Below are 20,776 nucleotides of genomic sequence, written 5' to 3' on the forward strand. Positions count from 1 at the left end.
AAAGAACAGGCAATGTGGGGAAACGAGGATGGCTCTGACGAGGCTCAAGGAAGGTGGCAACGCCTATAGCGCCGAGATGGATGCGCATGAGCGCGCCTCGCGCGGCGAGATCATGGCGCTGCAGAAGCAGCGGTTGGCGTGGTCGCTGAAGCACGCCTACGACAACGTCGCGCATTACCGCAAGGCGTTCGACAAAGCGGGCGTGCATCCGTCCGACTTTCGCGAGCTCTCTGATCTCGCCAAATTCCCGTTCACGGTCAAGACGGACCTGCGCGACAATTATCCCTTCGACATGTTCGCCGTGCCGCGCGAAAAGCTGGTGCGGGTGCATGCTTCATCCGGAACGACCGGAAAGCCGATCGTGGTCGGCTATACGCAGCGCGATATCGACACCTGGTCCGAGGTGATGGCGCGCTCGATCCGCGCCGCCGGCGGGCGCACCGGCATGATCATCCACAATGCGTATGGCTATGGACTCTTCACCGGCGGTCTCGGCGTGCACTACGGCGCCGAGAAGCTTGGCTGCACGGTTGTCCCCATTTCCGGGGGCATGACCGAGCGGCAGGTGCAGCTCATCAATGATTTCCGGCCCGACATCATCACGGTGACGCCGAGCTACATGCTGGCGATCCTCGACGAGTTCAAGCGCCAGAAGCTTGATCCGCGCCAGTGTTCGCTCAAGATCGGCATCTTCGGCGCGGAACCCTGGACCAACGCGATGCGCGCCGAGATCGAGGACGCCTTCGACATGGACGCGACCGACATCTATGGCCTGTCCGAGGTGATCGGCCCGGGCGTCGCTCAGGAATGCATCGAGACCAAGGATGGCCTGCACATCTGGGAGGATCATTTCTACCCGGAAGTGATCGACCCCGAGACCGGCGCGGTGCTGCCCGACGGCGAGAAGGGCGAGCTGGTCTTCACCTCGCTCACCAAGGAAGCCTTTCCGGTGATCCGCTATCGAACCCGCGACCTGACGCGGCTGCTGCCGGGAACGGCACGGCCGGGCATGCGGCGGATGGAGAAGGTGACCGGGCGCTCGGACGACATGATCATCCTGCGCGGCGTCAATCTGTTCCCGACCCAGATCGAGGAGGTGCTGCTCGCGACCGACTGGTGCGGCGGCCATTTCATCCTCGAGCTCACCCGGGAAGGCCGCATGGACGAGCTCACCATCATCGCCGAGGCGCGGCCCGAGAGCTGGGACGGCCGCGGCCTCGTCGACCATGCGGATCGAGTTTCGACCCACATCAAGAATACGATCGGCGTCAGCTCCAGGGTGCAGGTAGTTGCGCCGGCCACGCTGGAGCGCTCGCTCGGCAAGGCCAAGCGGCTCTTCGACAAGCGGCCAAAGGACTGACCGGACGGATTGACTCGACCGGCGCCAGAGGCGACAAGGCCCGCGAGAAATCGCGGGTCTTTTCATGTCAGCCGATGCCAAAACCGTCGAAGCGCGCTGTGTGCGCCTCAGCGCCAAAGCTGAAAATGCCGCTGCGCTTGCGCCGACAATTGAGCGGCAGATGCTTGCGCGCGGGCCGAACGATCTTCTGATCGAGGTGAAGGCTGCCGCGGTCAATCCCTCCGACGTCAAGGCTGCGACCGGGCTGATGCCCTATGCCGTGTTCCCCCGGACCCCCGGCCGCGACTATGCCGGCGTGGTGATTGACGGGCCCGCCGCCACCATTGGGAACGAAGTGTTCGGCTCGTCCGGGGACCTCGGCATTCGTTGTGACGGCACTCATGCGAGCCATCTCGTGGTCGAATGCGATGCGGTCGTGGAGAAGCCGAAGACTGTGTCCTGGGAGGAGGCCGCCGGCATCGGCGTGCCCTTCGTGACCGCGATGGAAGGCTTTCGCAGGGCGGGCGTGCCGAAGCGCGGCGAGACCGTTCTGGTTTTCGGGGTGAATGGCAAGGTCGGTCAGGCCGCGGTGCAGATCGCGACCTGGCAGGGCGCGCGCGTGATCGGTGTGGTGCGCAGGGCGGAAGCCTATGAAGGCCACACTAACGCGCCCATCGAGGTGATCGACGCCTCCGCCACCGAAACCGCCGCGCGCGTGCGCGAATTGACCGGCGGCAAGGGCGCCGACGTCGTCTTCAACACGGTCGGCGATCCCTATTTCCAGGCCGCGCACAAATCGCTCGCGCTTCGCGGCCGCCAAATCCTGATCGCCGCGATCGACCGCATCGTGCAGTTCAACATCCTCGAATTCTATCGGGGCCAGCACACTTATGTCGGCATCGACACGCTGGGTCTATCCTCGGCCGCGACGGGCGCGGTGCTGCGCGACATCGGGCCGGGTTTTGCCAGCGGCCATCTGAAGCCGTTTCCGATCAGGGCGAATGCGATCTATCCGCTGGAGCGCGCGAAGGAAGCGTATGTTGCGGTCGCCGGCTCGTCACGTGACCGGGTGATCCTGAAGCCGTAACCATGGAATCCACGCAACTCGTTATCCTCGCCGGCCTGGCCATCGGTCTCGTCTACGGTGCCGTTGGCCTGCTCAGCGGTTTCTGCCTGATGAGCAGCATGCGCGGGTTTCTGGCGGAGGGCGACGGGCGGCTGGTGCGGACCTACGCGCTCGCAATCGCTGTTGCGATCGCCGCGAGCCAGTTCCTCGCCGGCAGCGGCACGGTCGATCTCGGCAAGTCGATCTATCTGCAGCAATCGTTTTCGCCGGCGGTGCTGTTCCTCGGCGGCCTGCTGTTCGGCTACGGCATGGTGCTTTCGAACGGCTGCGGCTCGCGGGCGCTGGTGCTGCTCGGCCGCGGCAATCTCCGCTCCTTCGTGGTCGTGATCGTGCTCGCGATTGCCGCGCAGATGACGCTGAAGGGCCTCATCGCACCGGCGCGCATTGCGCTGGTCCAGGCAACGCAAGCCACGGCTCCTGCCAATTCGCTGCCGTCGTTGCTGGCGACGCTCGGCTTCACGGAATCGCTTTCACGCGCGCTCGCCGCGGCCGCGACAACCGTCGCGCTGAGCCTGTTCGCTTTCGCGCATCCTGCGTTCCGTCGCTCGCCCGGTCAGGTCGTAGCGGGCATCATTGTGGGCCTCCTCGTCGCCGGCGGCTGGCTGGCCACCGGCTATCTCGGTGCCGACGACTTCAATCCGGTCCCCGTGACCTCCCTTACGTTCGTCGCGCCGATCGCCGATAGCCTGCAATATGCCATGCTCTCGACTGGACTGACGCTCAACTTCGGCATCGCGACGGTGGCCGGCGTCTTCGCCGGCAGTCTGGTGACGGCACTCGCAACTGGCCGCTTCAAGCTCGAAGGCTATTCCTCGCCGCGCCACATGCTCCGCTCAGGGACCGGTGCCGCGCTGATGGGGATCGGCGGCGTGATGGCGTTCGGCTGCTCGATCGGGCAGGGGCTCACCGGCGTGTCTACGCTCGCGCTGGGATCGTTCGTCGCGGCTGCCGGCATCCTGCTCGGCACCGCGGCGGGCCTGCGCGGGGTTCTGCGGGTTCAGCCTCTCGCGGTGGCCTGACTGCGCAACAACCGATCGCCCAGCGTCGCAAGGCCGATGCCGGAGACGATCAGCGCGGCCGCGACGGCAAGGCTCGCGTCGATGGGTTCACCCAGAAGGATCGCAGCGCTGGCGATGCCGACCAGCGGTGTCCCGGTGGTGCCGAGCGACGTCGTCAGGGCTGAGATGCTCTTGTTGACCATCGACATCGCCCAATAAGCCAGGACCGTTCCGACCAGGCCCGAATAGAGAAACAACAATACGAGCCTCCACGACCAGCCCACATGCGGGAGGCCATCCACAGCTGTCGCGCCGACCGACAGCACGATCGTTGCCACGAGCACCTGCCAAAGCAAAAGCTGAAGCGGAGATCCGATCCAGCGATGCGCGCGGATATAGATGATGTTCGCAGCCCAAGAGATCGCGGCCAGGATGACCATGCCGGCGCCGAGCAGCACGTTTGGGTTGGTCCAGTCGATCGAGGATGGATTCAGGATGACGGCAAGGCCGATCAGCCCGAGCAGAGCGCCGGCGAGCTTCGGCGCCGTCAGCGTGTCCTTGCCGAAAAGGGGCGCGGCGAGTGCGACCCAGAGCGGCGTGGTGTAGCCGAGCACGATGCCCTTGCTTGCGGGCAGGAAGCGAAGGCCGCTGGCAACCAGGATCGAGAACAGCGTCATATGCAGCAGCGCCACGCTCAGGATCACGGGAAAGTCGCGTCGCTCCGGGATCACGAGATTGTTGCTCAGTCCGAGCAGCACGAACAATCCAACCAGCGCGATCCAACTCCGGATTGCCGCGCTCCACAACGGCGGGACGAACTGCACGAGCTGCTTGGTCACCGACCAATTCACGCCCCAGGCCAGCACCACGATGAGGAACAGGCCGATGGCCGCACGGGGTGACAGGGTGTTCATGTCGCAGGTCCTTGAAGCAGTCCGAGCCGCCGGATAGCATCCCGACTGGCATTTGAAAAAGTGCCAGATTGGAGAAGAAGAGAGTGCCAGTATCCGACACGACGATCTCCGCGTTGATCGAGCTGAAGCGGACCGATGGCGAGGGGCTGGTGGCGCAACTGACGAGCCAGCTGCGAAGCCTGATCGCGACCGGCCGCCTCGGCAAAGGCCGCGTTCTGCCGTCGAGCCGACGGCTTGCGAGCGATCTCGGCGTCTCGCGCAACACCGTCACATACGCGTTCGAGCAGCTCGCGGCCGAGGGATATGTCGCAGCGTCTCATGGCCGCCGTCCCGTGGTCATGATCGACGGCCACGAACGCATCGAACGGGGCGCCGTCGCAGCGGGCGAATGCGTCGGCAAACTGCGGCTCTCGCCTTGGGCTACGAAGCTCCAGCAGGCCGACTGGCCGATGTCTTATCGAGGGGAGCTCAAACCGCTGCGCCCGGGGCTGGGCGATTTCAGGGAGTTTCCGAACGAGGTCTGGGCACGGTGCCTGCGCCGCAGCGCCGTGCATGCAGGCAGGCGCGAGCTGGGACCGGTCAACCGGCTGCGCCTGCGGGAGGCGCTGACGCATTATCTGGCGACGAACCGGGACGTCCGCGCCACGGCGGAGCAGATCATGATCCTGCCGAGCGCGCAGGCCGCGCTGACCTTGATTGCTGCCACACTCATTTCACCGGGCGATCATGTATGGGTTGAAGACCCTGGCTATCCCGGCGCGGCGGCTGCCTTTCACGCATCCGGCGCGCGCCTGACCGGCATCAGGCTGGATGAACAGGGCATGCAGCGAATGCCAGGCCTTGGAGCTCCCAGGCTGATCTTCATGACGCCGTCGCATCAGCACCCAACCGGCCGGTTGATGTCGCTGGCCCGTCGAACCGAGTTTCTCGCGGCAAGCCGGCCCGGCAGGACCTGGATCGTCGAGGACGATTACGACGGCGAATTCCACTACGACAGCCGGCCGGTGCCGGCCTTGCAGGGGTTAGATGCCCATGGCCGTGTGTTCTATGTCGGCACATTCTCGAAGGCGATGAGGTCGGACATCCGACTCGGCTATCTGGTAGCGCCGGCGGCGCTGGTCAGTACCTTGGAGATCGCGCAGCAGCACATGGGACTGATCGCCGCCAGCCACATTCAGGAGGCGCTGGCCGAATTCATCGCCGATGGGCACTTCCTCGCGCATCTGCGCCGCATGCGCCGGCTCTATCACGCGCGCCGCGATCATCTTGTCGAGGAGCTGCAGCGGCATCTCGGTGGCATGCTCTTGCTCGAGGTGCCCCCCGGCGGTATCCAGCTCGTCGCCCGTCTCGAGCGCGGCCGCACTGATCGGGCGGCGGTGAAGCGGCTGGTCGAGGCGGGCGTCGAAACGCGCGCCTTGTCCAGCCTAGCGCTCGGCAAGCCGCGCGATCACGGCCTGCTGCTCGGCTTTGCGGCGTGGCGCGAAAACGAGATCAGCGCGGCCGTGCGCACGATGGCGTCGTGCTTCTAGTGGGGCATCGCTACTCCACCACTTTCGTCACGATCCGGATCTCCGATGTCAGCGTCCGGTGCACCGGGCACTTGTCGGCGATCTCCATCAGCTTCTTGCGCTGCTCGGCATCGAGGGCGCCGTCGATCGCGATGTCGCGCTCGATCTGGTCGAGCATGCCCTCGCGGGTCTCGCACTCCGCACAATCTTTGGCGTAGATCTTGGAATGCTTCAGCGTGACCGTGACGCGGTCGAGCGGCAGCGACTTGCGGTCGGCATAGAGACGCATGGTCATCGAGGTGCAGGCACCTAAGCCGGCGAGCAGGAAATCGTACGGGCCGGGCCCGGCATCCGCGCCGCCGGCTGCAATGGGCTCGTCCGCCACCAGATGATGCGGGCCGACGATGATGGTCTGGTTGAACTTGCTCTTGCGGGTCTCCTGCACCACGACCTTGCGCGGCTCCTCCGGCAGATCCATCGCCTTCGCGGGCGTCGCTGCATCGACGTAACGGCTGGCCCATGCCACGATTACGTCGGCGGCGTAGAGCGCGTCGGCAGGCTTGGTCAGAAGATGATCGGCATGGTCGAGCGAGACGAAGCTCTTGGGGTGTCTTGCCGCGACGAAGAGCTTCGTTGCGTTGTCGATGCCGACGGTGTCGTCGAGGGGCGAATGCATCACCAGCAGCGCCTTGTGCAGGCCGGTGACGTCCTTCATCAGCTCGTGCTCGGCGATGTCGTCGAGGAATTCGCGCTTGATCCGGAACGGGCGTCCCGCGAGCGAGACTTCGACCTCGCCCTGCGCGCGGATGTTGTCGAGATGCTCCCGGAACAGGCCGGTGACGTGGGCGGGATCCGAGGGCGCCGCGATGGTGGCCACCGCTCGTGCCTCGGGAATTTGTCCGGCAGCGGCGAGGATCGCGGCGCCACCCAGGCTATGGCCGATCAGGATCGAGGGTGCCTTGCGGGTCTCGCGCAGATGATCGGCCGCGCGCACGAGATCGGCAACGTTGGAGGAGAACGTCGAATTGGCGAAATCACCGCCGCTGGAGCCGAGCCCGGTGAAGTCGAAGCGCAGCACCGCGATGCCCTTGGCGGCGAGCGCGACCGAGATGCGCTTGGCCGCCAGCGTGTCCTTGCCGCAGGTAAAGCAATGCGCGAACAGCGCGAAAGCCGCGGGCTCGCCGTCAGGCAGCTCCAGCGCGGCCGCGAGCTGATGGCCGCCTTCGCCGGTGAATTGAAAGCGTTCCGTCGGCATGGGCTTCCCCCCGTCTTGCTCGAACCTAATCGCCCGAATAGCGCTGCTCGGCCCAGGGATCACCGCGGTTATGATAGCCGCGGACTTCCCAGAAGCCCGGCGCGTCCTCGGTCAGGAATTCGATGGCCTGGAGCCATTTCGCGCTCTTCCAGAAATAGAGGTGCGGCACGACCAGCCGCACCGGGCCGCCATGCTCCTCCGTCAGCGGCTGGCCGGACCAGCTGTGGGCGAGCAGCGCGTCCTCGGCGGCAAAATCCTCCAGCGCGAGATTGGTGGTGTAACCGTCATAGGAATGCAGCACGACGAAGCGAGCATCCTCGCGCGGCTGGCAGGCCGCCAGCAGCTCACGCGTGGCGAGCCCTTCCCATTCGTTGTCATAGCGCGACCAGGTCGTGACGCAATGGATGTCCGAGGTGAACCGGGACTGCTTCTGCGCGGCGAATTCAGCAAAGGTCCAGAACACGGGGGCCTCGACCGCGCCATAGACGTCGAGCCGCCAGCGCTCGCGCGAGACCGGCGGCGTGACCCCGAGATCGAGTACCGGCCAGTCCTTGGTGAGGTGCTGCCCGGGCGGAAGCCTTTGATCCTCCGGGCGTGTCATCTTGCCGGTGAGAAAGCGGCCCTCGCGCGCCCACTTCTCCTTGGTGCGCGTCAGCTTGCTGTCGGATGGCGTCTCGTCGGTCATGGCCTGTGCTCGTGGCGATGCATGGCGGAGGCGTGCTTGGTGTCGCGCCCGCCATGAAAGGCCTGTCCGCTTCCTTTGGGAAGGCCTTACATCGCCTTTCCGAGCAAAAATGGCAACTGGCGGGGGCCGCGCACCGTTCCTTGCGACCAAGTCACAGTGCCTGCCGGATCGAGCCGGAAGTCGGGAATCCGCTTCAGCCATTCCTCCAGCGCCACCTGCATTTCCATGCGCGCGAGGTTGGAACCGACGCAGCGGTGGATGCCGAGGCCGAAGGCCGCGTGACGATTCTCGCGCCGGTCGATCACGACTTTGTCAGCGTCCGGAAACATCGTGGGGTCGCGGTTGGCTGCCGGGAACGACAGCAGCACCATGTTGCCCGGCTTGACCGGACAGCCGGACACCGTGGTCTCCTTGACCACCTCGCGCGCCATCGTCACCGGCGAATAGGCACGCAGCAGCTCCTCCACGGCGGTTGGAATCAGTCCGGGCTCGGCGATCAGCCGCTCGCGGTCGGCCGGCGTCTTCGCAAGATGCCAGAGCGAGGAGCCGATCGCGCTCCAGGTGGTGTCGATGCCGGCGATCAGCAGCAGGCGCAGCGAGCCCATCACATGGGTGTCCTCGAGCGGATTGCCGTTCTTGTCCCTGGCGTTCATCAGGTAGGAGATCAGATCGTCGGTGGGCTTGCTCTTGCGCGCTTCGATATGGCCGCCGAAATAGGCCGTCATCTCCTGCACGGCCTGGAGCAGCTTGCTCTCGTCCTTGATGCCGAGCTCGAGGATCATGTGGATCCAATTGATGAAAAGGTCGCTGTCGCTCTCGGGAATTCCGAGCATGTGCGCGATCGCCCGAACCGGGATGTGCTTGGTGTAGCGCGCCGCAGCGTCCACCCTCTGCTCGGCGATGAAGTCGTCGATCAGCTCGTTGCAGATGGCGCGGACGCGCGGCTCGAGCTTCTTCATCGCGTCCGGGGTGAACGGCGGCAGCAGCAATTGCTTGGCCGGCTTGTGCTCGGGCGGATCGGAGGTGATCGGCGGGGCTGCGTTCCTGCTGGTGATTTCCGGCCGTACGTCGCGGACGATGATGCGGCGGGAGGAGAAGTGCTCGGTGTCGTTGGCGATCTCGCGCACGGCCTCATAGGTCGTCGGCAAATAGCAGCCGAGGAAGCGTTTCGTGTGCACCACGGGGCTTACGGCTCGCAGCTCGTCCCAGATCGGGAACGGGTCCTCGGTCCATTGCGGATCGGTGTGGTCGAAATCATGAACCCAGTCGGTGACGGGCGGATGGGCGACGGGCTGGTCGACGTCGGACATGGCAGGGAATCCCTTGGCTTGTATTCGCTGAACGCAGCGGGGCGGCAACGGCCGCACTATTCCTCGATCACATCGATTGCGATTTCCGGGCAGTTGGATTTCGCAAGCCAGGCCTTGTCCTCGAGTCCCGGAGGGACGGTGCCGTCACCAGCTTCGTGCGCGTTGCCGTATTCGTCGAGCTCGAAAAGCTCCGGCGCGAGCGCCTTGCAGCGGGCATGGCCCTGGCATTTGTCGGGATCGACGTGAACCTTCAGTCGCTCTGCCATTCTCGGCTTCCTTGGTCGTGTGCGCGCGAGGGCCCGAAGGCGGCGCGTTTCCTCATCTCGGTTCTATTTAAGTTATATACTATTACATTCGCGGCGGGCTTCCCTTGTCAAGCGGGAACTTGTAGGCTTCGCCCCGACATGCGTTCACGACCAGCCCGCAAGCCCGCGAAGACCTACCACCATGGCGATCTTCGCGATGCGTTGATCGAGGCCGCGCTGCAAGATGCGGAGCGGGGCGGCGCGGAGGCGATCAGCATCAAGGCGCTTGCCAAGAAGCTCGGGGTCTCGCAACCGGCGCCATACCGGCATTTTGCCGACCGCGAGGCGCTGCTCGCCGCCGTCACCGCGCAAGCATTCCGGCAGCTCTCGGCGCTCTTGCGTGATGCGATGGCAAAGCCGTCGCAGCAATCGAAGCTCTCGCGGCTCGCACAGGCGACGCTCGATTTCGGCTTGCGCCGGAATGGCATCTACCGCCTGATGTTCGCCTCGCGCACGGTGTCCTGCGCGGCCAAGGGCAGCGAGCTGCACGAGGCAACGCGGGAGACCTTTGCGCTCGTCATCGAAGCTCTGGAAGCGCCCGCCGTGGGCTATTTGCGCGAACGGCAGGCGCTCAAGATCTGGGCGGCGCTGCACGGCGTGGTGATGCTGGCCGAGCAGGGCCTGTTCACGGGCGAGGCGGCGCATGCCACGCGCGAGGAGCTGGTCGAGGATTTCGTCAACGAGACGAAGGCTGCGCTTGCGGTCGCGATCAAGGATGCGCGACGTCGGACCAAGGCCGGCGCTTAGAGCATGATCCGGAAAAGTGCATGGCGGTTTTCCGAAAAGATCATGCTCAAACAATAACCTAAAGCGCGATGACGATCCATCCTAATTGCATCGCGCTTTAGGCCTTCGCCTTCAGCAGCTTCATCAGCTTTTCGACCGCGCTGTCCGGCGAGGTCACGACGGGGCGGCCGGTGGCCTCCGCGACCAGCGGCGCCGTCGCGGCGATGCTGAATTGCGCCAGCGCGATGACGTCGCAATCGCGCAAGCTCCGTGAGGCCTCCGCGATCAGCCGGTCATGCGTGGCGCGGTCGCCGCGGTCGAGCGCGGCCAGCGCGCCGTCGGCGAGCTTCGGCACCACCTCGACGGAGGCGGGAAACTCGGGCGGCATCGACGCCAGCGTCGGCGGAAAGGTCGAGAGCAGGCCGATGCGCCGGCCGATGGTCACCGCCCTCTCGATCATGGCCTCGTTCGGCTTTAGCACCGGCATCGGCGCATGCGCGCGCGCGACGGCCTCGATGCACGGGCCGAAGGCGGAGCAGGTGAACAGGATTCCATCCGCTCCCGTCGCCGCTGCATAGTCGCCGAGCGCGAGGAACCGTTCCGTCATGGCATCGTTGAGTTGCCCGTCGCGGGCGAGATCCGCCGAGAGACTGTCGTCAAGCAGGTTCATCAGCCGCGCCTCGGGCCACGCCTGCGCAAACGCTGCCTCGATCGGGGCGATGGAATGCTTGAGGGCGTGGATAAGGGCGATGCGCATGGGGGGCTCGATGCTTCTTCTCCCTCTCCCCGTTCTTACGGGGAGAGGGTCGGGGGTGAGGGGCTCTCTCGGCACAAAAAGGTGAGAGTTGGACGCGCGGAAACTCCTCCTCACCCGGATTGCTGCGCAATCCGACCTCTCCCCGCAAGCGGGGAGAGGTGAACTCCCTTACTTGAACGGAATGGCGTACATCAAGCCGCCTTTGCTCCAGAGACCGTTGAGGCCGCGATCGAGCTTGAGCGGGCTCGCCTTGCCGATATTGCGCTCGAAAATCTCGCCGTAATTGCCGCCGACCTTGATCGCCTTGACCAGCCATTTGTTGTCGAGCCCGAGCCGCGAGCCGAGGTCGCCGCTGGCCCCCAGCAGCCGCTGGATCGCGGGCGTTTGCGACTTCGTCATCTCCTCGACATTGGCTTGCGTGACGCCGAGCTCCTCGGCCTCGATCAGGCCGTAATGCAGCCAGGTGATGATGTCGCTCCAGACCTCGTCGCCGTTGCGGGTGAAGGGTCCGAGCGGCTCCTTGCTGATGGTCTGCGGCAGCACAATGTAGTCGGCTGCGTTCGGCGCGGCCGTGGTCACCGCGCCGGCGAGGGCCGAAGCGTCCTGGGTCATCGCATCGCAGCGGCCGCCGAAGAAGGTCTGGTACATGGTGTCGACGCGGTCGAACACCAGGGGCTTCCAGTCGATGCCGTTGGCGCGGCCGTAATCGCCGAGCGTGACCTCGTGCGTGGTGCCCTGCGCGACGCAGACGGTGGCGCCCTTGAGGTCCTTCAGCTCCTTGACGCCGAGGTCCTTCTTCACGACAAAACCCTGGCCGTCGTAGAAGTTGATCGGACCCTGCCGCAGGCCCAGCGTCGCGCCGCGCAAATAGGTCTGCGTCGAGTTGCGATAGAGCACGTCGATCTCGCCCGATTGCAGGGCGGTGAAGCGGTTCTGAGCCGTCAGCGAGACGTAGCGCACCTTGGTAGGATCGCCCAGCACGCCGGCCGCCAGCGCGCGGCAATAATCGACGTCGAGACCCCTGTAATTGCCTTGCGAGTCCGGCGCCGAGAAGCCGGCAAAACCGGCACTGACGCCACACACCAGCGTGCCGCGGCTCTTCACCGTATCGAGCGTCGCCGCCGCTGCGATCACCGTCGATGCCGCGAGCAGGCCCGCTGCGATAACCACTTTCCTCATACTACTCTCCCCTCACTGATTGACACTACGCAACACGCTGTCGACGGCCGTGCCCAGCTTGTCGACGATCAGGTCGATTTCGTCCGCCGAGGCGATATAGGGCGGTGCCAGCAGCACGTGGTCGCCGCGCACGCCATCGACGGTACCGCCGCTGGGATAGCAGCCGAGGCCACCGGCAAACGCCTCCGCCTTGATCTTCTGGTGCAGCTTGAGGGCCGGATCGAACGAGATGCGGCTAGCGCGATCGGCGACCAGCTCGATCGCCCAGAACAGGCCGCGGCCCCTGATGTCGCCGACATGGCGATGATTGCCGAAGCGTTGGGTCAGGCGCTGCTCGAGCTGCTTGCCGCGCTCCTTCACGCGGTCGAGCAGGCCATCCTCGCGGATCACATCCTGCACCGCGAGCGCCGCAGCGCAGGCGAGGGGATGCGCCAGATAAGTGTGGCCGTGCTGGAACGCGCCCGAACCCGAGCGGATCGTGTCGATGATCTTGCCGCTTGCCAGCATCGCACCGATCGGCTGATAGCCGCCGCCGAGCCCCTTTGCGATCGCCTGGATGTCGGGGGCGACACCTTCTTGCTCCCACGCATGCATCGTGCCGGTGCGGCCCATGCCGCACATGACCTCGTCGAGAATGAGCAGCGCACCGTGACGGTCGCAGATCTCGCGCATCGCTTTGAAGTAGCCGTCCGGGGCGGCCACGGCGCCGGCGGTGGCGCCGACGACGGGCTCGGCGAGGAAGGCGGCGACGGTGTCGGGGCCGAGCCGCTGGAACTCGGCTTCGAGCTCGGCGGCGAGACGCGCGACGAACCGCGCGTCCAACTCGCCCTCGCGCTTCTCGCGATAGGCGAAGGCCGGCGTGACGTGGCTGAAAGCGGTCGAGAGCAGCGGCGCATAGGGCGCGCGACGCCAGGCATTGCCGCCGGCGGCGAGCGCGCCGAGCGTGTTGCCGTGATAGCTCTGCCGCCGCGCGATGAAGTGCTGCCGCTGCGGCTCGCCGCGCTCGATGAAATATTGCCGCGCCAGCTTGATGCTGGCTTCGATCGCCTCCGATCCGCCGCTGACGAAATAAGCGTAGGCGAGCCCGCCAGGCTCGTGTCCGACCAGTGTTTCAGCAAGTGCTTCCGCCGGCTCGGAGGAGAAGAAAGCCGTATGCGCATAGGCGAGGGTGGACGCCTGCTTGGCCATCGCCGCGATCACGCGCGGATGCTGGTGGCCGAGGCAGGAGACCGCCGCCCCGCCGGAGGCATCGATGATGCGACGTCCGTCCTCGGCGAAGAGATAAACGCCCTCGCCGCCGATCGCCTTTGGCGGGGTTTCGCGCAGCGAGCGATGCAGCACGCGGCTGGTGCGAGTGCTCATGGGTCAACCTTTCTCCGGGACGTAGGTGGAGGCAGCAGTGAGCCGCGCCTCGGTGTTTTCCAGCCGCTTCTTCGCGGCGGCGCCGCCGAGCGAGAACGTGACCGCCGCGAGCGACTGCGCGATCGCGATCGCGCCCGTGAGACTGGGGAAAAAGCCGGGCGAGGAGGCTGCCTCGAACAGCAGCACATGGTCGGCGCCTTCGGCCATCGGTGCCGACAGGCTATCCGCAATCGCGATCAGCGTCGCGCCGCTGCGATGCGCGGCCTGAGCGACGCGGACGCTCGCATGCGTGTAAGGCAGGAAGCCGATGACGATGACGGCTTCGCTTGGCCGGAACGCGCCGAGATCGAGGTCGTCGGGCCCGGACGTGCCGACGAGCTGCACCTGTTCGGGCCGGAACAGGCGCAGCTCGTAGTTCAGGAGTTCCGCGACGCTGCGGCAGCTGCGATAGCCCGCGATCCAGATCCGCTTGGACTCGTGCAGCGCGCGCGCCGCTTCTGCGATCGGCTGTGCCGGGATGCGCGGAAGGCCGGCGGCCTCGGCCTCGAGCTTGTCGAGGATGAGCGTAACATCGGCGTTCGGCCCGTGACGGCGGCCTCTTGTGCGGCCGGAGAAGGGCGCGGTCTGGGACGGCCGCCGCGCCTCGGTCAGCGCCGCACGCAGCTCGTCCCATCCGGAATAGCCGATCGCTTTCGCAAGCCGCGTGAACGCGGCGGGATCGGCACCGGCTTCCGCTGCGAGATCGCGCATCGAGCGGGTGGTGGCATCGTAGTCATTGGCGGCGACGAAACGGCCGACCTCCTGTAAGCGCAGGGGGAGCGACGGCAATGCGATGCGCAGTTCGCTCAAAGGCGAGGATTTCGCGGGCTCGGCCATGAAACATTTGTTGCATAAATCTGAGTTCGGTGCAACAGTTGACGTGCGTCGCCGGAAATCGCTGCATTCGACGAAGGATTTTTGTGCTGTGACCGCCGATCATCCCAGGCCGCCGCCGCGCCGCCGCTTCGTGCTCGGCCGCAACCAATTGAAGGGCCTGTTCTGGCAGGTCCTGGTGGTCGGCATCGCGATCGCAGTGATCGCCTTCCTCTGGTCCAACACCGTCACCAATCTGTCGGCCCGCCGCATCACGACCGGCTTCGCCTTTCTCGGCCGCGAGGCCGGCATGCCGATTGCCGACAGCCTGCTCGCCTACAATCCCGGGGATACCTACCTCTGGGCCTTCGTCGTCGGCGTCGCCAACACCTTGCGCGTCGCCGTGATCGGCATCGTGCTCGCGACGATCCTCGGCACCCTGATCGGGATCTCGCGGCTGTCGGCCAATTGGTTGCTGTCGCGGCTTGCGGCCGTCTACGTCGAAACGCTCCGCGACATCCCGCTGCTGCTCCAGCTACTGTTCTGGTACGTGCTGATGCAGGCGCTGCCGGCTGCACGTGCCGCCTGGCGGCCCGTCGAGGGCATATTCCTGTCCAATCGCGGCCTGATCCTGCCTGCGATCCCGTTCGGTCCGCCGCAGCTCACGGTGCTCGGCACCGCGGTGCTGGGCTGTGCGGTGTTCTTCCTCTTCCGTCGCTGGTTGGTCGCACAGCAGATGCGCGACGGCAAGCCGCGGCCGGCCTGGCCGTCTGCGCTCGGCCTCATCGTCGTGGTGCCGGCGGCGGTCTCGCTGGTGCTCGGCGTGTCCTGGACGGTCGAGTGGCCGCAGCTGCGCGGCTTCAATTTCGTCGGCGGGCTGACGCTCGCGCCGGAATATTTCGCGCTGCTGATCGCACTGGTGACCTACACCTCCGCCTTCATCGCCGAGATCGTGCGCAGCGGCATCCAGTCGGTGCCACGCGGGCAATGGGATGCCGCCAACGCACTCGGCCTGCGTCGCAGCTTCATGCTGCGGCAGATCATCCTGCCGCAGGCGCTGCGCGTCATCGTGCCGCCGATGACGAGCCAGTATCTCAACCTGACCAAGAACTCCTCGCTCGCGGTCGCGATCGGCTACCAGGACGTGGTCTCGATCGCCAACACAACGCTGAATCAGACCGGACAGGCCATCGAAGCCATCGCGCTGATCATGGCGGTGTTCCTGACCATCAGCCTTTCGATCAGCTTCTTCATGAACTGGTACAATGCGCGCATCGCGCTGGTGGAGCGCTGATCATGACCGCGATCACGGACATCCCCGATGCACCCCGGGCCACTCGCCGACCGCAGCTGGGCAATCCGGTGCTGCACTGGCTGCGCAAGAACCTGTTCTCCTCGATCCCGAATGGGATCATCACCATCCTGCTAATGGTGCTGCTCGCCAAAGGCATTTTCAGCTTCGTGCAATGGGGCATCGCCAATGCGGTCTGGCTGACGCCCACGAGCGATTCCAGCGCCTGTCGCGCCGCGCGCGGCCTCGGAGCCTGCTGGGCCATCGTCCCCGAGAAGTACCGCTTCATCCTGTTCGGCACCTATCCGTTCGACGAGCAATGGCGGCCGGCGCTGTCGGTCGTGCTGTTCATCGCGCTGTACTACCTCTCGACCCGGCGCGCGCTGTGGCGGCGCGAGCTGGTCTATCTCTGGATCGGTGCACTGGCGCTGATCAGCGTGCTGATGTGGGGCGGTGTGCTCGGCCTGTCCTTCGTCTCGCAGGATCGCTGGGGCGGATTGCCGGTGACGCTGATCCTGGCGACGTTCGGTCTCGCCGTCGGCTTTCCGCTCGGTATCCTGGTCGCGCTCGGCCGGCGCTCGAAGCTACCGGCGATCCGCTCGCTCAGCGTGCTCTATGTCGAGCTGATCCGTGGCGTGCCGCTGGTGAGCCTGCTGTTCATGGCGAGCGTGATGTTTCCGCTGTTCATGCCGGCCGGATTCAATATCGACAAGCTGCTGCGTGCTCAGATCGCGATCATCCTGTTCGCCGGTGCTTACCTCGCCGAAGTGATCCGCGGCGGGCTTCAGGCCGTGCCGCGCGGGCAATATGAAGCCGCCGACGCGCTCGGCCTGTCCTACTGGCGCAAGCACCGGCTGATCATCCTGCCGCAGGCGATCCGCCACGTCATCCCGCCGCTGGTCAACACCTTCATCGCCTTCTTCAAGGACACCAGCTTGGTGCTGATCATCGGCATCTTCGACCTGCTGACGACGGCCAAGACCGCGATCATCGATCCCGCCTGGCAGCAGTTTTCGGTCGAGGTCTACATCTTCGTGGCCGCGATCTACTTCGTCTTCTGCTTCGCGATGTCGCGCTACAGCCGGAGCCTGGAGGCGCCGACAACGCCGAAGTGACGGTTTGTCGTTTGGTGCCGCTTGTTTGCGCTTGCACCGATTGCCGCTCTTGATCTCTAATACCAGAGGTTGCTCCTGCGGTCGATTTGGCGAGGCTGTCATGCGCGTGGCCGTTTTGCGGCAATTCACCGCCGCCCAGATTTGCGTCCTGATCTTCGCGACCACTCTCGGCGTGTCAGCGTGCGCCGCCGAGGGGTTACGGCGCTATCGCGCGCCGATCGGTGAGAGTTCGATTTCGGGAATTTCGTCGGGCGCGTTTATGGCCGTTCAGTTCGGCACGGCGTGGTCGTCGGTGATCAAGGGCGTCGGCGTGGTCGCAGGCGGCCCTTACTGGTGCGCGAAGGCGGACGCGTTCGACGCCGTCACCTGGTACTGGGGGCCGATCCGGCGGGCCACGGGTGCATGCATGAAAGGGCCGGCGTCGGATCTGAATCCGAAGGATTTTACGGCAAAGGCCGACGCGAAGGCCGCAGCGGGCGAGATCGACCCTCTCAGCAATGTCGGCAGGCAGAAGATCTATCTCTTTCACGGCTACAATGACGCGATCGTCGACAAGGCCGCGACCGATGCGGCCGCCGATTTCTATCGCCACTATCTCGGGGATGCCAATCGCGGCAACTTGTTCTATCAGGCCACGCTCGGCGCGGGCCACTCGTTCGTCGTGGCGAAACAGGGCACACCCGGGCTCAACGAGTGCAAGGCCAACACGGCGCCCTATATCGACCAATGCGGCTATGACCAGGCCGGCGTCATCCTGCAGCATATTTACGGCCGCCTGAATCCGCCCAATGCCGCGCAGCTTGCAGGTTCGGTGAAGAGCTTTGATCAATCGATCTATACGACGCCGCATCTGCCCGACGCGCTCAGCATGGGCGATACCGGCTATGTGTTCGTGCCCCGGGATTGCGAGCAGGGCAGTCCGTGTCGCGTCCACGTCGCGCTCCACGGATGCAAGCAGGACGTCGCCGATATCGGACGCAAATTCGTGGATGAGGCCGGCTACAATGAGTGGGCGGACACGAACCGCCTGATCATTCTCTATCCGCAGACCAAGACCAGCCCATACTGGCCAAGCAATCCGCAGGCCTGTTGGGATTGGTGGAGTTACGTCAACCATCAGGATAGCTACGTCACGAAGTCCGGATCGCAAATCAAGGCGATCAAGGCGATGCTGGATGCGCTCACGGCCGCTGCCGCGGCGCCCGCCGGCGCGATCGCGCCCTCGCTATCGGCACCGCAGTCGCTCACGGTGATCGATACGTCGGATAGCGGCGCTGACCTGGCCTGGTCTCCAGGGGACGACGGAACAACCTACCGGGTTTCGCGTGCGGGGCCCGATGGTGCGTTCCAAGCGGTTGGCGACGTGACAGGCGCTAGCTTTGGAGACTCCGGTCTGACGCCGCAAACAACATATCGATGGCGTGTCTCGGTCATTCTGAACGGGGCGGTGGGCCCGAGCTCCGACGAGGCGACCGGCACCACGCGATCGACGCCCCCTCGCTGCGATAATCCCGGCTCCTGCCCAATCGCCAAATAGCGAATCGAGCAACCGTCCCAGCCTGGAGGCGACCAGCGGGAGGTGAGGTCTCGTGTCCCGGACAAGTGGCAGCGCTCCAGCGCTGCGCTGCGTCCGGGGCACAAGAGTGAGGCTAGTTCTTCACCTTCGGATCGATCGGCGTGGTGCCGCGCAGGCCCAGAATGTCTTCCAGCACCTTCGCTCCGGCGATCACCTGCGCATCAGCGCGCGGCGCGCCGACCACCTGGACGCCGACCGGCAAGCCCGAGGCCGTGAAGCCGCAGGGCAGGGAGAGAGACGGGCAGCAGGCCAGCGTGATGGCGTAGACGATGCCGAGCCACTCGACGTAGTTTTCGAACTTCTTGCCGGCGCATTCGGCGACATAGCGATGCTCGATCGGGAAGGGCGGAACGATCGTGGTCGGCGTCAGCAACAGATCGTAGCTCTTGAAGAACTCGACTGCCCGCGCCGTCATGCCGACGCGCTGCGCCTCGGCGCGCGCGAGCTGCTCGACCGTGAGCTTGAGGCCTTCCTCGATGTTCCAGATCACCTCGGGCTTGAGCAGGTCGCGCTTGGTGCGCAGCAGATTGGCCTTGGTGATCGCGAAATCGAAGGCGCGCAGCACGTGGAAGCATTCATGCGCCTCGCGCCAGTCCGGATGCGCCTCCTCGATGATGGCGCCGGCTTCGGCGAAACGTTCGGCGGCCTTGCGGGTGATCGCCTTCACTTCGGGGTCGACCGGGGTGATGCCGAGATCGGGCGAATAGGCGATGCGCTTCGGCTTCTTGCCCGCCTGGGCCGCCGACAGGAACGAGGTTGCGGGAGCCGGCAGCGACAGCGGATCGTCGGCATAGTCGCCGCTCATGGCATCCAGCAGCAGCGCGAGATCCTCGACGTTGCGCGCCATTGGGCCGACCAAGCCGAGATTGCGATCGATGCCGGACTTTGGGGTATGCGCGACGCGGCCGATGCTCGGCCGCATGCCGACGACGCCGCAGAAGGCCGCGGGGCTGCGCAAGGATCCGCCCATGTCGGAGCCCTGGGCGAGCCAGGCCATGCCGGTCGCAAGCGCCACCGCTGCGCCGCCGGAAGAACCCGCGGCCGATTTCCTCGTATCCCAGGGATTAAGCGTCGCGCCGAACACCTCGTTGAAAGTGTTGGCGCCGGCCCCGAATTCCGGCGTGTTCGACTTGGCGTAGACGACCGCGCCGTTGGCCTCGAGGTTCTCGACCATAAGGTCAGACTTCGCGGGGATGTTGTCCTTGAAGATCGGCGAGCCCTGCGTGTTCAACACGCCCGCAACGTCGGTCAGATCCTTGATCGGCACCGGCAGCCCGGCGAGCAGCCCGCGCGCGCCGGCCGGCTTCTGCATCAGTGTCTTCGCACTCTCCCGCGCGCGATCGAAGCACAGCGTCGGCAGCGCGTTGACCTTGCCGTCGACCTCGTTGATGCGCTTCTCCAGCACGTCCAAGAGCTCGAGCGGCGAGACGTCGCCGGAGCGCAGCTTGTCGACGACGGTGCAGGCGGTTTCGCGGATCAGATCCTGGGACACTAGTTTACTCCTGTGCTTATTCGAAGCTCGTTATTGCGAGGAGCGAAACGACGAAGCAATCCATACTGGTTGCTGCAGAGGCATTCCTGGATTGCTTCGCTGCGCTCGCAATGACGAGGATAGAGTTAACCCCACCCCGCGCTGATGCCGCCGTCGACCGTGTAGATCACGCCCGACGTATAGCCGGCGCGATCCGAGGCCAGGAACGCCATGAGGTCGCCGATCTCGCGCGCATGCGCGGGACGGCCGAGCGGCAGGCTCTTCTGAAATTCCTTGTAGCGGCTCTCGTCGCCGAATTGGTGCTTGGCCCGAGTCTTCAGCAGGGTGACGTGGCGGTCGGTGCCGACGGGGCCGGGATTGATGCCGACCACGCGGATGTTGTCGGCGAGGCTCTTGCCGCCGAGCGCACGTGTGAACGCCATCAGCGCGGCGTTGCCGGCGCTGCCACAGATGTAGTTGGCGTCGAACTTCTCGCCGGCCGCGCCGATGTCGTTGACGATGACGCCGCCACCCCTGGCTTTCATCTGGGCGTAGATGTAGCGCGTCAGGTTGATATAGCCGAACACCTTCAGTTCCCAGGCGTGCCGCCAGGTCGCCTCGTCGATCTTGTCGATCGAGCCGCCGGGGATGTCGCCGGCATTGTTGACGAGCACGTCGATATCGGCGGCTTCTTTCGCCAGCCGAGCCACGTCCTCTTCCTTGCGCAGATCGACGATGCTCGTTGTGGCGTCGATCTGGTGCGCGGCGCGCAAGCGGTCGGCCAGCGCCTTGAGCTGATCGCCACTACGCGCCGCGAGGAGGAGATGCGCGCCTTCCTCGGCGAAGGCCTCGGCGGCGGCTGCGCCAATGCCCTTGGACGCGCCGGTGATCAGGACGCGCTTCCCGCGCAGATGCAGATCCATGGGGGTACTCGTTCGTGGGAACAGGATCAAATCAGTAGGCGCTCGCCCGCGCCATGGTCAACATTGCAGTGCAGCGTTGCACTG

At 65.4% G+C, this 20,776-nt stretch carries 19 protein-coding genes; 8 read left to right on the forward strand and 11 right to left on the reverse strand.

All coding sequences use genetic code 11. From position 1 onward, the window contains the following. Nucleotides 1–28 precede the first annotated feature (28 nt). The 3 genes from paaK to I6F33_RS19430 all read left to right on the forward strand — a co-directional run bounded on the left by paaK (nt 29) and on the right by I6F33_RS19430 (nt 3,484). Nucleotides 29–1,360 carry a phenylacetate--CoA ligase PaaK gene (gene paaK / locus I6F33_RS19420; RefSeq protein WP_225143778.1) on the forward strand — a complete coding sequence of 444 codons (1,332 nt, stop codon included), beginning with the start codon at nt 29–31 and terminating at the stop codon, nt 1,358–1,360. 64 nt (nt 1,361–1,424) lie between these two features. After that, nucleotides 1,425–2,426 carry a zinc-binding alcohol dehydrogenase family protein gene (locus I6F33_RS19425; RefSeq protein WP_225143780.1) on the forward strand — a complete coding sequence of 334 codons (1,002 nt, stop codon included), beginning with the start codon at nt 1,425–1,427 and terminating at the stop codon, nt 2,424–2,426. Nucleotides 2,427–2,428: 2 nt separating this feature from the next. Continuing rightward, a complete protein-coding gene (locus tag I6F33_RS19430; RefSeq protein ID WP_225143782.1) occupies nt 2,429–3,484 on the forward strand; it encodes a YeeE/YedE family protein in 1,056 nt (351 codons plus the stop codon). On the opposite strand, the gene I6F33_RS19435 is transcribed toward I6F33_RS19430, so the two are convergent. After that, a complete protein-coding gene (locus I6F33_RS19435) occupies nt 3,463–4,377 on the reverse strand; it encodes a DMT family transporter (protein ID WP_225143785.1) in 915 nt (304 codons plus the stop codon). The genes I6F33_RS19430 and I6F33_RS19435 overlap by 22 nt on opposite strands. Nucleotides 4,378–4,460: 83 nt before the next feature. On the opposite strand from I6F33_RS19435, the gene I6F33_RS19440 reads away from it, so the two are divergent. After that, nucleotides 4,461–5,906 (forward strand): PLP-dependent aminotransferase family protein, encoded by a 1,446-nt coding sequence (locus I6F33_RS19440; protein ID WP_225143786.1) that lies wholly within the window; start codon nt 4,461–4,463, stop codon nt 5,904–5,906. 10 nt (nt 5,907–5,916) lie between these two features. Here I6F33_RS19440 and I6F33_RS19445 read toward each other — a convergent pair whose 3' ends face one another. From I6F33_RS19445 to I6F33_RS19460, 4 genes are all read right to left on the reverse strand, one after another. Then, nucleotides 5,917–7,140 (reverse strand): bifunctional alpha/beta hydrolase/OsmC family protein, encoded by a 1,224-nt coding sequence (locus I6F33_RS19445; RefSeq protein WP_225143787.1) that lies wholly within the window; start codon nt 7,138–7,140, stop codon nt 5,917–5,919. Nucleotides 7,141–7,165: 25 nt separating this feature from the next. Then, nucleotides 7,166–7,825, reverse strand: a complete 660-nt coding sequence (locus I6F33_RS19450; protein WP_225143788.1) for a sulfite oxidase-like oxidoreductase — start codon at nt 7,823–7,825, stop codon at nt 7,166–7,168. An 86-nt stretch (nt 7,826–7,911) separates the two neighbouring features. Then, nucleotides 7,912–9,135 (reverse strand): cytochrome P450, encoded by a 1,224-nt coding sequence (locus I6F33_RS19455; protein WP_036025735.1) that lies wholly within the window; start codon nt 9,133–9,135, stop codon nt 7,912–7,914. Nucleotides 9,136–9,191: 56 nt separating this feature from the next. Beyond that, nucleotides 9,192–9,401: a ferredoxin gene (locus tag I6F33_RS19460; RefSeq protein ID WP_018648108.1), complete on the reverse strand. Its 210-nt coding sequence runs from the start codon at nt 9,399–9,401 to the stop codon at nt 9,192–9,194. A gap of 138 nt (nt 9,402–9,539) precedes the next feature. Here I6F33_RS19460 and I6F33_RS19465 point away from each other — a divergent pair, with 138 nt between their 5' ends. Continuing rightward, entirely contained in the window at nt 9,540–10,187 is a 648-nt protein-coding gene (locus I6F33_RS19465; protein ID WP_225143789.1) for a TetR/AcrR family transcriptional regulator, read from the forward strand. Nucleotides 10,188–10,284: 97 nt separating this feature from the next. Here I6F33_RS19465 and I6F33_RS19470 read toward each other — a convergent pair whose 3' ends face one another. The 4 genes from I6F33_RS19470 to I6F33_RS19485 form a co-directional block, all read right to left on the reverse strand. Beyond that, nucleotides 10,285–10,923, reverse strand: a complete 639-nt coding sequence (locus I6F33_RS19470; RefSeq protein WP_225143790.1) for an aspartate/glutamate racemase family protein — start codon at nt 10,921–10,923, stop codon at nt 10,285–10,287. 168 nt (nt 10,924–11,091) lie between these two features. Then, nucleotides 11,092–12,102, reverse strand: coding sequence for an amino acid ABC transporter substrate-binding protein (locus I6F33_RS19475; RefSeq protein WP_225127352.1), 1,011 nt, complete (start codon nt 12,100–12,102; stop codon nt 11,092–11,094). A gap of 12 nt (nt 12,103–12,114) precedes the next feature. Further along, entirely contained in the window at nt 12,115–13,464 is a 1,350-nt protein-coding gene (locus I6F33_RS19480) for an aspartate aminotransferase family protein (protein ID WP_225143791.1), read from the reverse strand. A 3-nt stretch (nt 13,465–13,467) separates the two neighbouring features. After that, on the reverse strand, nt 13,468–14,340 hold the full coding sequence (locus I6F33_RS19485) for a MurR/RpiR family transcriptional regulator (protein ID WP_036004863.1): 873 nt from the start codon (nt 14,338–14,340) through the stop codon (nt 13,468–13,470). Between the two features lie 88 nt (nt 14,341–14,428). Here I6F33_RS19485 and I6F33_RS19490 point away from each other — a divergent pair, with 88 nt between their 5' ends. The 3 genes from I6F33_RS19490 to I6F33_RS19500 all read left to right on the forward strand — a co-directional run bounded on the left by I6F33_RS19490 (nt 14,429) and on the right by I6F33_RS19500 (nt 18,259). Continuing rightward, nucleotides 14,429–15,610: an ABC transporter permease subunit gene (locus tag I6F33_RS19490; RefSeq protein WP_225143792.1), complete on the forward strand. Its 1,182-nt coding sequence runs from the start codon at nt 14,429–14,431 to the stop codon at nt 15,608–15,610. Nucleotides 15,611–15,612: 2 nt separating this feature from the next. After that, nucleotides 15,613–16,722: an amino acid ABC transporter permease gene (locus I6F33_RS19495; protein ID WP_225143793.1), complete on the forward strand. Its 1,110-nt coding sequence runs from the start codon at nt 15,613–15,615 to the stop codon at nt 16,720–16,722. Between the two features lie 100 nt (nt 16,723–16,822). Next, nucleotides 16,823–18,259, forward strand: coding sequence for a hypothetical protein (locus tag I6F33_RS19500; RefSeq protein WP_225143794.1), 1,437 nt, complete (start codon nt 16,823–16,825; stop codon nt 18,257–18,259). A 112-nt stretch (nt 18,260–18,371) separates the two neighbouring features. On the opposite strand, the gene I6F33_RS19505 is transcribed toward I6F33_RS19500, so the two are convergent. Together I6F33_RS19505 and I6F33_RS19510 are read right to left on the reverse strand one after the other, a co-directional pair. Then, entirely contained in the window at nt 18,372–19,790 is a 1,419-nt protein-coding gene (locus I6F33_RS19505) for an amidase family protein (RefSeq protein ID WP_225143796.1), read from the reverse strand. Nucleotides 19,791–19,915: 125 nt separating this feature from the next. Then, the gene (locus tag I6F33_RS19510; RefSeq protein ID WP_157281184.1) at nt 19,916–20,692 is read right to left on the reverse strand and encodes an SDR family oxidoreductase; all 777 of its coding nucleotides are present in this window, start codon (nt 20,690–20,692) and stop codon (nt 19,916–19,918) included. Between the last annotated feature and the right edge of the window lie 84 nt (nt 20,693–20,776).

This window comes from Bradyrhizobium sp. BRP20 (assembly GCF_020194215.1).
Lineage (GTDB): Bacteria > Pseudomonadota > Alphaproteobacteria > Rhizobiales > Xanthobacteraceae > Bradyrhizobium > Bradyrhizobium yuanmingense.